This is a genomic window from Undibacterium sp. Di26W, from assembly GCF_049340265.1.
Classification (GTDB): domain Bacteria; phylum Pseudomonadota; class Gammaproteobacteria; order Burkholderiales; family Burkholderiaceae_D; genus Undibacterium.
In genome coordinates, this window is sequence record NZ_JBMPOR010000017.1 from 75,016 (window position 1) to 89,750 (window position 14,735).

General features: G+C 51.0%; 9 protein-coding genes and 1 pseudogene. 7 read left to right on the forward strand and 3 right to left on the reverse strand.

Going from position 1 to position 14,735, the window contains the following annotated elements:
- Positions 1-233 precede the first annotated feature (233 nt).
- From ACO0LM_RS18940 to ACO0LM_RS18950, 3 genes are all read right to left on the reverse strand, one after another.
- Positions 234-2,345, reverse strand: a complete 2,112-nt coding sequence (locus ACO0LM_RS18940; RefSeq protein ID WP_423038878.1) for a prolyl oligopeptidase family serine peptidase — start codon at positions 2,343-2,345, stop codon at positions 234-236.
- Positions 2,346-2,617: 272 nt separating this feature from the next.
- On the reverse strand, positions 2,618-4,687 hold the full coding sequence (locus ACO0LM_RS18945; RefSeq protein WP_423038880.1) for a sensor histidine kinase: 2,070 nt from the start codon (positions 4,685-4,687) through the stop codon (positions 2,618-2,620).
- A 1-nt stretch (position 4,688) separates the two neighbouring features.
- Positions 4,689-5,423, reverse strand: coding sequence for a response regulator transcription factor (locus tag ACO0LM_RS18950; protein WP_422989263.1), 735 nt, complete (start codon positions 5,421-5,423; stop codon positions 4,689-4,691).
- A gap of 256 nt (positions 5,424-5,679) precedes the next feature.
- Between ACO0LM_RS18950 and ACO0LM_RS18955 the strand changes: the two genes are divergently transcribed.
- From ACO0LM_RS18955 to ACO0LM_RS18985, 7 genes and pseudogenes are all read left to right on the forward strand, one after another.
- Positions 5,680-6,978: an SPFH domain-containing protein gene (locus ACO0LM_RS18955; protein ID WP_423038882.1), complete on the forward strand. Its 1,299-nt coding sequence runs from the start codon at positions 5,680-5,682 to the stop codon at positions 6,976-6,978.
- A 2-nt stretch (positions 6,979-6,980) separates the two neighbouring features.
- Positions 6,981-8,393 carry a hypothetical protein gene (locus ACO0LM_RS18960; protein ID WP_423038884.1) on the forward strand — a complete coding sequence of 471 codons (1,413 nt, stop codon included), beginning with the start codon at positions 6,981-6,983 and terminating at the stop codon, positions 8,391-8,393.
- 125 nt (positions 8,394-8,518) lie between these two features.
- Positions 8,519-9,022 (forward strand): hypothetical protein, encoded by a 504-nt coding sequence (locus ACO0LM_RS18965; protein ID WP_423038886.1) that lies wholly within the window; start codon positions 8,519-8,521, stop codon positions 9,020-9,022.
- Between the two features lie 347 nt (positions 9,023-9,369).
- The gene (locus tag ACO0LM_RS18970; RefSeq protein ID WP_423038888.1) at positions 9,370-10,716 is read left to right on the forward strand and encodes an HlyD family secretion protein; all 1,347 of its coding nucleotides are present in this window, start codon (positions 9,370-9,372) and stop codon (positions 10,714-10,716) included.
- Positions 10,717-10,981: 265 nt separating this feature from the next.
- Positions 10,982-11,251, forward strand: coding sequence for a hypothetical protein (locus ACO0LM_RS18975; RefSeq protein ID WP_423038890.1), 270 nt, complete (start codon positions 10,982-10,984; stop codon positions 11,249-11,251).
- A gap of 152 nt (positions 11,252-11,403) precedes the next feature.
- Positions 11,404-12,144 (forward strand): annotated as a pseudogene (locus ACO0LM_RS18980) (IS5 family transposase).
- A 76-nt stretch (positions 12,145-12,220) separates the two neighbouring features.
- Positions 12,221-14,338 (forward strand): peptidase domain-containing ABC transporter, encoded by a 2,118-nt coding sequence (locus ACO0LM_RS18985; protein WP_423038892.1) that lies wholly within the window; start codon positions 12,221-12,223, stop codon positions 14,336-14,338.
- Positions 14,339-14,735 lie beyond the last annotated feature (397 nt).

The following is a 14,735-nucleotide window of genomic DNA, read 5'->3' on the forward strand; positions in this document are numbered from 1 at the left end:
ACCGACACAGCCGAATGGCGTCGCCTTGGCCTTGCCCATGGGAATTTTGTTGAGTGAAACCATACGCTATCCATCTGACAAAGTGAATTAACGCGAATGGACAGGCATTAATGTAGCGTCATGATCCAAAAACAAAAGGCAGTCGGGGATGAGCGCTAGCCCAAAGCCGACTGCCTTTTATATTTCAAACCGATTTCAAACTGCTGCCTTCGCTGGCCGCAGTCCTGGCTTAATTAATGCACCTGATTGGCCAGGTTGTCACGCTTGAGCATATCCCACAAGAAGGTATAGATAATCGCATCCATATCGGCACGTTGTGCATTATTTGCTGCACCACCGTGGCCACCTTCTATGTTTTCGTAGTACCAGACATTCTTGTGGCCCTGATCCATCATCTTGGCTGCCATTTTGCGCGCATGACCAGGGTGGACACGGTCATCGCGGGTAGAGGTGATGAACAGTACATTCGGATAGGTCACGCCTGCCTTGACGTTCTGGTACGGTGAATATTTGGAGATGTAATCCCATTCCGCAGGCACATCCGGGTTGCCATATTCACCCATCCAGGAAGCACCGGCCAGCAACTGGTTGAAGCGGCGCATATCCAGCAAAGGTACCTGGCTGACGACGGCATTAAACAACTCAGGGTGCTGGGTCAGGGCGACACCTGCCAGCAGGCCGCCATTGCTGCCACCTCCGGCGCCCAGATGTTTCGGGCTGGTGATCTTGCTGGCGATGAGATCTTCTGCAACCGCTGCAAAATCATCATAGGCACGCTGACGGTTTTCTTTCAGGGCCAGTTGATGCCAGCGCGGGCCGAATTCGCCACCGCCACGGATATTCGCTACCACGTACACGCCACCTTTTTCCAGCCAGCTTTTACCCAGGCCGCCGGAATACAAGGGCGTCATGGAAATCTGGAAACCACCATAGCCATACAACAGGGTAGGATTGTTGCTGTCGTATTTGATATTTTTATTGCGTATGATGAAGTAAGGAACTTTGGTGCCATCTTTGGATGTCGCAAATTTTTGCACAGTTTCATAGGCCGAAGCATCAAAGAAACTGGGGGCAGATTTGAGTAATTCGCGCTTGTCATTACCTGCATGGGCCAGCATGTACACACTGGGTGTCAGGTAGTCGGAATAACTGAGCAGGTAATCATCGGAATTTTCTGCATCAATACCACTCACGCCGACCGTACCCAGGGTCGGTAATGTGACCTGGCGTGCAGACCATTTACCGCTGTCGAATTTCCATTCCTTCAGATTGCTCTTGACGTTGTCCAGGGTTTGCAGCAGCAGGTAATTACGGGTGATGGTGGCACCGGTATAGGACGTGGTATCGCTGGGTTCAAACAAGACTGTGAATGCGCGATTGCCTTTCATGAAGGCCTCAAAGTCGATGGCCAGCACACTGCCGGACGCATACGTCTTGCCACCCACGGTCCATGCTTCACGTGGTGTGATGACGACCTGTTTATCGAAGAAATACAGATCGCTCTTGGCCGGTATATCCAGCTTGATCAGCTTGTCGCCATCTTTCAGATATTGTTCTGAGGTGTAAAAAGTGATCTGGCGACTGACCAGTTCCCTGTGTACACCTTTATGTTCGCTGGAATTGGCTGCTACGGACATGTCGTTTTTCTGGCCTTCGAACAAGGTCCTGGCGGCGGATAATTCTGTGCCGCGCTTCCATTCCTTGACTACGCGTGCATAGCCGGAATCAGTCAGTGTGCCTGTGCCAAAATCCGTGGCAACAAACAGGGTATCTTTATCGACCCAGTCCAGGTTCATTTTTGCTTCTGGCAGGCTGAAGCCATCTTTGACAAAGGATTTGCTGGCGAGGTCGAATTCACGCGTGACAACTGCATCAGCACCGCCGCGCGACAATTCGATCAGACAGCGGTCATAGACGGGTTCACGGCACAGGCTGTTCTTGAAGACCCAGTTTTCGTTTTCTGTTTTGGCCAGGGCATCGACATCCAGCACCACTTCCCATTTCGGGAGGTTTTTTTTGTATTCTTCCAGGCTGGTTTTACGCCAGACACCACGCGGGTGTTCTGCATCCATCCAGAAGTTGTAGACGGCGTCCCCCATTTTACGTATGGCCGGAATACGGTCTTTGGAATCCAGCACGACCTGCAAGTCGGCCCTGAGTTTGTTGAAACCAGCATCGTTGTCGAGCTTGCTGCGTGTGAGCTTGTTCTGATCCCTGACCCAGCTCAGGGGTTTGTCACCCAGAACATCTTCCAGCCACTGGAATTTGTCTTCAGCCTGGGCCAGCGCCAGACTGCTTGCACCTGCCATGCATAACGCAGCGATCAGTTTCATTTGTGGTTTCATTGTTTTCCTAATTGTGGGTCAGGCCGTCTCAGCCCGATTATTTGTCTCTCGACCAGGACGTGTTAAATTGGCGAAGATTTCAGCGCCCCAGCAAAACATTCTAAAGCCAGGCTTTCCGATAGTGCGACGTGATTTACAGGAGGATGCAAAACTAAGTTTTGCTTTTTCGGAAAAAACTGTTGATGGTGGTGGATTGATGTTGTTTTAATATTTTCCTGGTTTGGTATGGCTAGGGCCACAACGCAGTTGGGGTGATTTTGCGTAAGTCTTGTTTAAGCATTCCCTCGCTGTAAAGTCAGCACAAAGCTCACACCATCCACCACATTCTGTACGTTGATGGTGCCTCCCATTTTTGCCATATAGGTTTTGGCGACAAACAGACCCTGGCCGCGGTTGCCGTTGGCACCGGAATCCTGCTGGTCTGACACGCCGTATTCAAAAATCTTGTCGATCATATCATCGGCGATGTGTGGGCCGTTATTGTGTATGGTGATAGTGACAGCGGTTTCACTGATTTGCAGTTTGATGCTGATCGTTGTGTCAGTCTTGCGATAACGTTCTGCATTGCGCAAGACATGGGTGACCACATCTTCAAGTGAATACTCGTCTGCCTTGACCATGATGGCATCATCAGTACCGTGGTAGGCCACATTGGGTATGCCTACCAGTGGCGCATTGCTGGCGACATTTTTCAGGAAGAGCGTGATGTCGATTTCACTGACCTGCAAGACGGTGGATTGAAATGCTTCGCTGGGTGAAGCACTGCCATACAGTATGCGTATGGCTTGCTGCATGCGGCTGATGTAGCGGTTGCTTTGGTCATCCGGGCTGCCATGCAAGACCATCAGAGACTGTAAAGGCGACATGATTTCATGGCCAACGGCATGCCACATTTCTTTTTCCTGTTCCGTACGTATGGTTTCGCGTTCTACATCTTCCTTCACCCGCCGCAACAAATCATGCAGGCAACTGGCGAGTACCCCCAGTTCATCCGGGCTACGCAAATCGCTGATATCGAATTGTTCCAGCTCGCCCGCACCCTTCATGGTTTTCGACAGTGATACTGCGCGTTTGGTCAGCAAGGTAATGCGGCGTATGATACTGATTTCGATCAATAGCCAGGCCAGCGTCAGCGCCAGCAACATGGCACCGACAAACCAGGATACGCGGCTGGCGACCACGCTCAGGCTTTTGCTGACGCTGCGCACATCGCCCTTCAGCAAGACTTCATAATTCGCCAGTGGGGTATTGATGGTTTCGCGGCTTTCCAGCGGAATATCGTATTCATCTACCGGCAGACGACGTATCAGGCGGGTGATGATGTTCCATGATTCATCGCTTTGTTCAACCGCACCGGTCAGGTTCACCAGGTCATCCTTACTGTCCTGAACATCGCGCTTGCGTATGCGCAGGGTTTCGCCAGGCAACAGATTGCCTTGCAAATCCCTGAGTGAAAACGGCGTGGCCGTTGGCGCATTCTTGCTGTCGAGCAGGGCGATGTCAGAGTCGGGTGGCAGTACCGCCAGGCTGACTTCCATCTTGTCCAGGTCTTGCGGTGGCCAGACCGGGCGTTTCTTTTCAAACAGGGCTTCTTGCAAGACGGGTATCGGCAGGCGCAATGAGAAGAAAGTATTCTTTTGGCAGTTGGCGTCCTTGTCGTCCTGATCAGCCTGGTTGCAGATTGCCTGTTGCCAGGCCCAGCCACGAAAATCCCTGACCGGGCGCGCATTTGGTTTATTTGCTTCGCTTTCATTGAAACCGGTCCAGCGCCCGCGCACCCCCTGGTTTTGCCGGGCTGGCGCGACTTCTTCCTCGAAAGGTGCGATCCAGCGATAGGTTTGACCACGCAGGCTGACGCTGACTTTTAGCCTGTGTGCCTGTGACAGGCTGTCATTGCCACGCTTGTGCGAGACCAGTTGTGTACTATTGAAATTGCCTGCCACATAGATGAAGCCACCGGCCCAGGGGTTATTGCCTATGCCGCTGCAAAGCGCCCCGTTATTGCCATATTGCACCAGGCAACCCGACATGGCGATGGCTTGCTGCACCTTGTTCTGGTCATCAAAATCAATCGCGGAATACGGCAGCAACAGGGGTCGTAAAGAGGCCGGCTGCTTGTCTGCCGGTGGATTGAGTAAAGCCAGTTGCCCGGCAGGATGACGCAGGGTGGCCGAAATCTGCAAACGGGTTTTATTGAAATTGCTTTGGTAATTATTGTAGCTGAGCTGTTTTTCCTGCTGTAGTACAGACAGTGCCAGGCCCACAGTTGCCATTGCCAGCAACAGGAAGACGCCACGAAATAAAATCCGCAGCCGGTAAGTCGCCAGCAGGAACTTGCTCATCTCAGTTTCTGCCTGCGTCGTCATCTACCCATCTGAAACCGCGCATGGGGACGTTTTCTATGCATTCAAAATCCGCATCAATTTCGCGGAAGGCATCGCGTATGGTAGAGACATGCTTGCGGATATTGTCGCGGTTGCGTCCGCTTTTGACGACTTCATACAAGTCTTCATACGATACCACCTGGCCACGGCGGGCAAACAGGGCCGCCAGTATGCGCTGGGCTGTCAGCGGCAGGTTGATGCGCTGGCCGCGCCAGATGGGGGTGCGCTGCCGCAAGGGATCCATGCTGAGCTGGTCGGCGACCGGTGTTTTTGCGGCTTCCTTGTAGGCTGCATTCTGGTTGCCATGTTGCTTGCGTTCTTTTACCGAGCGCAGGATTTCCAGGAAGGTTTCTATGAAATCGGCTTCTTCAAAAGTGGCTTTTTGCAGGTAATCCCAGGCGTCCAGCGCTTTCATGATGCTGCGGTAAATAGTCGCTGGCATGGCCGATACCACCAGCACGGGCGTCGCATGCTGCTTGTTGATGGCATTGATGATGGCAACGCCGGCATGGCGTTCGCGCCCCAGTTCTATGTCCAGCACCACCAGATCATAATTCTCACGCGCAATCGCCGCTTCGGCATCGTCGCGGCTGAACCACTGGTCTATGTGGATACCGGGCTTTGCCGCTTCTATCCAGCTTTTTAACTGATTGCTGGTAGGCAGATCGTCTTCGATGACAGCTACTTTTACCACGTTACACTCCGGCATTTAATACGATATCAGCAGTATCCACGGTTTTTCGGCAAAAGTCATAAAGCGGCTGTGAGTTTTTCTTCACACGCGGCAAGGCTTACTCCCGGATGGGAAAAAATAGCTTGCAACAGTGATATTTCTGCCCCTGCCACAGCATTGTATGCTCCGTGAAGGGCAGCGCATGATGCGTATCAGGGAAGCAGGGCAAACGCCACTGCAAGGAACCCTGGAAAAACACCATCATTGGAGAGTTATCATGTCTGACCGTATCAAATCCCTGGTACAAGCCGTACGATCCACTCTGTCTTCCGTCTTCAGCAAAAGCGCTTCGGGACTCAAAGCCGGGGCCAGGGTTACTGCGGGGTCTGGCGTTTTTAGCAAAAGTACTTTCAATCGACTGGTGGTGTTGAGCCTGGTGGGTGGTGCCGTGTATGCCATTAGTACCCACCCGCCGATGCAACGTGTCCCGCGTGGTGAAGTCGGTGTGCGCATCAATCAACTGACCGGCAGTGCCGAACAGGTACGTGACGGTGCCGTCATCGTTGTGCCTGGCCTGCATGAATTGCGTTTGTTCAATCTGCAAGATCAATTGTACCGCCCCACCCGCAGCAGCCGCGCCGATGGCGAAGCACCTTTCCAGTCGGTAGAAGGTTTGTCACTGGGTGTGGACCTGAGCATACGGTATGCGTTTGACCCCGCCAAACTGGCGACCATGTCCAAGAACCTGCCAGAAAACATCAATGCAGAAATCGTCGAGCCGGCAGTGCAGGGCGTGATTTACAAGGCATTTACCCGCTATACGGTAAGGGAAATCTTTTCCAGCAAACGTGCAGAAATCCAGCAAATGATAGAAGCCGAATTGAAACCCAAGCTGGCCGCTGACGGCATTCTTTTACGTAGCGTCATGATGGGCAAGGTGGACTTGCCAGCCGACTATAAGCGTGGCATGGAAAAACTGCTGGCGGAAGAACTGGAAAGTGAAAAAATGCGTTATACCCTGGAATTGAAAGACAAGCAGGTCAAGCAAACCGCGCTGGAGGCGGATGCCGACAAGATCAGGCGCGAGAAAGCCGCCGAAGCTGCCGGTAATGAGCAAATCATCGCTGCCAAGGCGCAGGAAGAAGCCATGAAGCATGTCCTGCCCTTCAAACAGAAACAGATAGAGCAGCGCCAGTTTGAAGCCGAGGCAGAAAAGGTTTCGCGCATCAAGACCTCGGAAGGTACGGCCCAGGCCCGCATCATCGAAGCCCAGGGTGAAGCCGATTCCCGTCGCAAGCTGGCTGATGCAGAAGCCTACCGGCAAGACCTGGTCGGCAAGGTCGCCAGTTCACAACTGGAACGTGACGGTGCCCTGTTGACCAAGCACCCCCTGCTGATACAAAAAACCATGGCCGATAAATTGTCGGACAAGATATCGGTCATCATCGCCCCTCCACCGGCTGATGGCGGCTTCATTGGTTCAGCTTTGCTGGGCGCAGGCAAGAATGGTCGTGCCACGCAGCAAAAAGTAGCGGCTGAAGCCGAAGCAATCAATGACAACAAGGAAAGCCAATAATCATGTTTGCCACTTTAGCTGCTGTCGCCGTACTCGCCGTTGTTACCCAGGACCAGGCACAATTGCGCGCCGCCCCCAAGGATGGCGCGCAACAACAGGCCATCCTGTGGCAGGGCGACAGCCTGGAAATTCGCGGTGAGAAGCTCGACTACCTGCAAGTGTATGACCACAGACGCGAACGCGCCGGTTATATCAAGGCATCGCAGGTGCGCCTGGTATCCATGCAACCGGACGATGCTCCCGATGCCTTTGCCGTCATCCGCTTTTTGCGTGATACGCCGGGGGCCGAAGCCTTGGGTATCAGCTATACCGCTGCTTACCTGAAGGCTGCACCAGCGAATGCTATCGGTGCTGAAGCCTTTGACGCACTTGGCACCATGGCAGAACGCCTGGCCAGGCGTGCTTCCAGCAAACAGCCCAAGCAAAATGAAGCGACCATTGCGGCGCACCTGGAAGTGGTCGCCAATTACGGCATCAGCATCAAGGGTTACGAGCGTGAAGGCCGCATGCAGCTTTGCTATGACGGTGAAGCCTTCCGTCGCGTGCTGGCCATGAATGCCACGCCTGATCAAAAAGCCCGCGCCGCCCTGGCATTGACACGCCAGGATTGCATAGACCCGACCATGCGCCCGACTGAACGTTTTGCCCTCGACCAGTGGCGTGCCGATGTACTGGACCGCGTGAATACCACCAGCCTGCCCGAGTACCTGAAAAATCGTGTGCGCATGCGCAAGGCCAGCGTCTGGTCCAGTATCGCCTTCCAGCGTGCACGCAAAGGCGAAAAGGTGGAAGAAGCCGCTAACCGTGCATTGACCGAACTGGCCGCCGTCAACAAGGAGGAATTTGCCGATGAAGATGTGTATGCCTACGCAGAGGCCGGTGTGCGGGTAGGCACAACACGCTGGGCCGCAGAGCCCGCAGTCATCCCCAAGCCTGGCCTGAACATCGTCACTGCTGCTGGCCAGCCAGGCGAAACCTGCGTCATGCTGACTGACACCAAACATGACGTCAAAACCCCGCTGGCAAAACGCTGTACCTATAGCGTGGTGTGGGCGGCATCAGCGCGCGCCAATACGCACAGCACGGCATTGACGCTGGCGGTACAACCGATGGAAAACTGGCGTGAACTCTGGCTATTCCACCAGACCAGCCAGGGCTGGATCATCGATATCCTGCCGCCGGCCAACAGTGACCCTGACCTGGGCTATGCCGAATTCGCCGGCTGGGTACCAGGTACCAACAAGATGCTGGTGGCGCGTGAAGCCAAGGTCGAAGGCAGATTCAAGAAAAGTTTTGAAGTCGTCAGCATGGATAGCCTGCAAGTTGAAAACGGTGCCGACAAGCCGGGATCTTTGAGCGTGTTTTACAAGTGGCAAGACCCGGCGTGGAAGAGGCAGACGATCAGTTTGAGGTGAGATGTTTGTAGTAACCGCAGTTGTAGTAATTAGTCGCAGTAATCAGACGTGGTAAGCAATAGAAATAATGCAGGTTTTCATTCAAACGATACTTATACATTTATATCATTATCAGGAGTTTTGCCATGAATTTCAAATTAGCATCTGTCGTTCTGTTATTCGCCAACAGCATCGCTTTCGCACAGGACGTGTCACCCAAAATGCAATTGCCTGACTGGGCAAACAAGCAGCTTGATGGCTTGTCCAAGCAAGAATCAATCGAGGTGAACAGCCGTATCAATCCCTTTGTTTGGCGTGGCAATTTTCTGGGAGCTGGCAAGGGGGATCTGGCGGTATTGGTCAAGGACAGCAAGAGCAAAAAAGAGGGTATCGTCTTTTTGTCTCATGGCAAAACCAAGCCAGTTATCGTAGGTGCAGGGCATGCGATTGGAAATGTTGGCAATGGCGGTGATGATTTTTCCTGGCTGGAACTTTGGTATGTCGAAGATAAGGGATCGCGGCCGCGTAGCTATCACGACAAGTCTGTCAGATTGCAGAACGATGGCATCGTGGTAGCGAAAGAAGGCTCCGCCAGCGCCTTGATTTATTTGAAGGCCGGCAAAGCGATTTGGCAGCAGCAAGGGGACTGATTTTTAAACACACACATGGTGGAACTGGATCTTAAAAAGAATGCCTGGGCATCAGATCGATGTCCAGAGTATGAATGAAAGCTTTTTCATGATCTGGTCATTGTACTTGATCAAAGAGAGATCAAAGGAGTCGCTGACCACGCTACCGCGAATTAAGTATATCAGAAAAATATTAAATAGTTTTTAAGTGTGGCAAAAATATATTTTTTAACTTTGTTTGACATTTCTTCAGTGTTTCATTTATGCTTTTTATCAGTGCACCCGAGGTAAGTGCTTTTAGAAATATTTTCGTAGATAAAAGAAGATGCCAGCTAAAACGCAACAACTTGCAGTTAACAGGGTAGGTGATGAGTAACTCCATCCCCTTATTTCGCCCTGAAGTCACAGCAGCGTTAGGCAGTCAATGGATCGGTTCCATACGTTTGGCGCAACCGCTCTCCGCTTCCCTGATTGCAATCATTGCCTTGATCATTGCCGCAGCATTGATTTCTTATATCACGTTTGGCAGTATTACCAAAAAAGCCCGTGTCACCGGTATCACTGTACCTGTCGGAGGCCAGCTCAGCTTGGCAGCACCCAATGCGGGTATTTTGTTAAGTACCCATGTCAAGGAAGGCGAGCAAGTCAAGGCCGGGCAAGTTCTGTTTACACTGAGCACAGAGCGTCAAAATAGCCAAGGCGAGCTTACTGCCCTGGTTGCTCAGCAACTCGCCAGCCGCGCCGACAGTATGGCCGCGGAACAAAGACTACGCCAAAGCCAGTACCAGGAAAAGAAGCAGGCATTGCAGCAAAGACTGGCTAATCTCGCACAAGAGCATACCCAGCTGGAGCAAGAACTGATGCTGGCCCAGCGCCGCCAGCAACTGGCGCAACAAAGTGTCGCCAAATATGAAACTTTGCAAGGAAATGGCTATGTTTCGGCTGCCCAGACCCAGCAAAAGCAGGAAGACCTGCTCGACATCAGCACACGTTTGAGTACACTGCAACGTAGCAAAACCCAGTTGCAAGCTAACCAGATTGCCCTGCAAGCAGAACTCGATAGTTTATCGAATAGCCTGGCAACAGATCTTACGCAAATAGAAAGAGCCAAAGCCAGCCTCAAGCAAGAAGTCGCAGAAAATGCCAACCGCCAGGCGGTGCAAATCGTAGCAATGCAAGCTGGCACGATAAGCGCCCTTACCAACCAGCCAGGGCAAGCTATCAATGCTGGACAAGTGCTGGCTAGCCTGATACCTGTTGATGTGAAAGCGAATGCAGACGACAAGAATGCAAGTGTTAAAGCCGGTTTGCTTGAGGCGCATTTATATGCTCCTAGCCGTACAGCCGGATTTATCCGGCCTGGTCAGGAAGTGCTGATACGTTACTCGGCATTTCCATATCAAAAATTTGGATTGCACACAGCAACAGTTATTGATGTTAGCCGGACTCCGTTTGCCCCAGCAGAACTACCGGCACATCTTGCGAGCACCATACTTAGCAATGCACAGCAAGCCATCAACGGTTTTAACAGTAGTGAGGCGCTTTATCGCATCAAAGTCAGATTGAACGAGCAAAGCATCAATGCTTATGGAGAGGCTCAGACCCTCAAGCCTGGCATGACACTTGAAGTCGATGTATTACAGGATAAGCGAAGAATTTGGGAATGGATATTGGAACCAGTCCTGGCTTTGACACCTGTCCAATCAAAGAGTTAGTGGACTGTAACAATTGAAAACAGAGTGCCTTCCGCTTGCGCGACGACCATGGCTGCGTTGCAAATGCTCGCGATAGTTCACTATCGCTGTGCATAAGTGTTAACCTTGCCTTGCCCTGATCGCCGGGCAAGCGTCTTTCACTTCTGTTTCAACTGTTACAGTCTACTAATCATCAGAAGTATTTGATGTGTCGAGCGGATCAAGATTTAAAAACCGGACAGGACTGACCGGATATTCAGTCCATAACTTTATTGGAGTACATGTAATGCGAGTATTAGATAACCAGGCAGTAAATGAAGTTTCCGGCGGCACAGATGGTAGTCAATATCAATTGAGTGGCATGTCGGCGTGGGCAATCAGCGTCAATGCTGCCTATAACTCTGCCAACTGGCAGACAATTGGCGCAGATGGCAGCGTCGATAATTCTGCCTTTATAAACACTTTGTTTAATGATGCTGAGGATGCAAAGTACAAGCAATTGCAATCTTTGTATGGCAGTGAGACAGATGGTACATTGCAAACTTTGTATCCATAGATTCTCCTTCAAGATTTAGAAAATCTAGTGCGAAAATAACCAGATATTAACTAGGGACTGTTGACGTTTGAACGTAAGTCTTTGAAAAAGAAAGGCAAACTTGTATTGTTAAGGTTCTCACACCGGATCAACACGAGTTTGCCTTGCCCTGATTGCTGCTCAACGACGAGCTTTGGTCGAAGCTGCAGAAGATTTTGCTTCAAGAACGAATTTATAACTAGCGCAATTTACGTCTGATGGTAGAAGCGATGCTATATCGGCTGAGAGTGGGCTGCCCGTGGAGAGACTGACCGAAAGCGTTTGGTCGCTGGAACTCGATTTATAAGAGATTTAATGCCTGGTCAACCTGCGAGAAGTGGAGTGCAGTTTTTAAGGTACTGGTCACAGAGCCGGATGTTGAATGGATTTTTATCGATGGCAGTTGTGCCAAGACACATCACCATAGTGCAGGAGTCGCCAGTGATAGTGATGAAGGCATAGGGAAAAGCCGGGCTGGTAATACAACGAAGATTTATTTGGCAGTCGATGGTTATGGATTGCCAATCGATTTTACTGTTACCAGCGGCGCTACCCATGACTGCAAGGCTGCGCCAGAACTAATTGCCGTGCTGCCGCAGGCAGGAGCCATGATTGCCGATAAAGGATATGACAGCGGATTGATACGAGAGCAAATCATAGCAAAGGGAAGTCGTGTCGTTATCCCGAGAAGACGCAACTCTCTCAAGGGAAACGATGACCTTGATAAAGGGCTGTATCGATACCGTCACCTCGTCGAGAATGCGTTTGCCCGCTTAAAACAGTTTCGGGCTTTGGCGACGAGATTCGACAAGTTGAAACGTAATTATGTCAGTGTTGTCGCCATGGCCTGCACCTTTTTATGGTTGCCTATGTGAAACGTCAACAGACCCTAGTAAAGACAAATTAAAAATATACACATCGCATGTTTCACAGGTAATTTAAATTTCTTCAATGTCTCCCATCCTCCAAACTGAATCCAGCGAATGCGGCCTCGCCTGCCTCGTCATGGTCGCCAGCCATTTTGGCTATCACTCTGATCTTGCTGATCTGCGCCGCCAATTCTCCATCAGTCTCAAAGGTGCGACCCTTGCGCAGTTGATGCGTCATGCGTCTGCCATGCAGTTGAACAGTCGCCCGCTTCGTCTGGAACTGGATGAGTTCGATCAACTGGCCCTGCCTTGCATCTTGCACTGGAATTTGAATCACTTTGTCGTGCTCAAAACTGTGCATAAGGATTGGCGTGGCAAAGTCACTCTGGTCTTGTTGGACCCGGCAGTGGGGGAAAGACGTGTACCTGTTGAGGAAGCATCCAGTCACTTTACGGGCGTGGCACTGGAGTTGGCACCCAGCCCTTCATTTAAACCCAAGGATGAAAAAAAGCAAGTCGCCTTGCGTGATCTTACCGGCCATATCGTTGGCCTGCGTACTGCTATCGTCAAGGTATTGGCATTAGCCTTGGCGCTGGAAATCTTTGCAATTTGCTCACCTCTGTTCAATCAGTTCGTCATTGATGAAGTCATCGTCAGCGGCGACAAAGAATTATTGGTGGTACTGGTATTTGGTTTTGCGCTGTTGATGATCACCCAGAATGCCATAGGCCTGGCGCGCAGCTGGTTTTTGATGCGCTGGAGTATGGATATCAGCCTGCAATGGTCGGCACGTGTGTTTGCTCATCTGGTGCGTTTGCCTGTCTCTTATTTTGAAAAACGGCATCTGGGTGATGTGGTGTCGCGTTTTGGTTCCATAGGTGTTATACAAAGCACCCTGACCAGCATGTTTGTCGAGAGTGCGCTCGATGGCCTGATGGCCGTGTTGGCGTTGGTCATGATGTTGGTGTATAGCCTTAAGCTGAGTATGTTGGTATTGGCTGCAGTGGCCCTGTACGCGGGTTTGCGTTGGGCCTTCTATCAGCCATTTCGTGAAGCATCTCAAGAGCGGCTGATCTTGTCTTCCAAAGAGAGTTCCCACTTCCTGGAAACCATGCGTGCCGTCACACCCTTGAAGTTGTTTGGCCGCGAGACTGAACGCCTGTCGCGCTGGCAGAACCTCAAGATCGATGTACAAAACCGCGATATCAAGACGCAAAAGCTTTCTATCATCTTCAAGGTCAGCAATACCCTGATCTTTGGCATGCAGGGACTAGCGCTGTTTTATATTGGTGCTGGCCAAGTCATGCAAAATACACTGACGGTAGGTATGCTGATGGCTTTCTCCAGCTATGCGGGTACATTCACTGGCCGTATTTCCAGTCTCATTGATGTCTTTATCAGTTACCGCATGCTTAGCCTACATAGTGAAAGGCTGGCTGATATTGTGCTGGAAGAGGCTGAGCCAGAAACCGCCATCGAAACCGATATCTCGCGTATCAAGCCTGTCATCGCCCTCAAGAACATTAACTTCCGTTATGCTGACGGTGAGCCTTGGGTATTGAAGGATATTAACCTGACGATACCCGCAGGCCAAAGCATTGCCCTGGGTGGGCCCAGTGGTTGCGGCAAGACGACCTTGTGTAAAATTATTCTGGGTCTGTTGAAACCAACAGAAGGTGAAGTATTGATCGATGATATTTCCATCAGCCAGTTAGGCGTTAAGACATACCGTCAACTGGTGGGTACGGTCATGCAGGAAGATGTCTTGCTGGCTGGTTCCATCATGGACAATATCGCCTTCTTCGACAGTCACTGTGACCAGACCAGGGTAGAAGAGTGCGCCAGGCTGGCAGCCATCCATGAAGAAATCAGCAAAATGCCCATGGGTTATCAAACCTTGGTCGGCGATATGGGTAGCAGTCTGTCTGGTGGTCAAAAGCAGCGCGTCTTGCTGGCACGTGCGTTATACAAACAACCGAAAGTGCTGGCGCTGGATGAAGCAACCAGTCACCTCGACGTGAATAATGAGCACAAGGTCAATCAGGCACTGGGTGCTTTGCAACTGACACGCATCATGGTGGCGCACAGACCCGAGACTATCAATGCGGCCGAACGTGTGGTGTCCTTACAGGATGGGGTTATGATTGAGTTACGGGCAGCAGTGCCCAAAGAGGGTGTGACAAGTTTGAAGTTGGCATAAGCAGATTTAAATATTTTAAAAATAGCGATAATATCTACCAAAATCTGAGCCGGTGTAAATGCAAGAAAACTATCCTCAATTCAACGCTATCCCGGAAGTGTCTGTAATCAATCAGCAGAGCCGGGTTTTGTTGACTAAACTGCATATGCTGTAAGAGCGCATAATCATTGTTGCCTTGTCGGGAGATTCGCGATTGTAGCCATTTTCAAAATGCTGAAAAAGAGCTTTGAATTGAAAAATATTTCCTTTGGCATCTGTTGTGTTGTGGATATTTAATCGAGTGGTCACAATACAATTGATCCTTAGTTTATGCTGGAAAAACGGTGTCTGCGAGACGCTTCGGAAACTGTAGAAAGTTAATAGGAATTTCTGTCGCAAACGATGACAGCATTTTCTT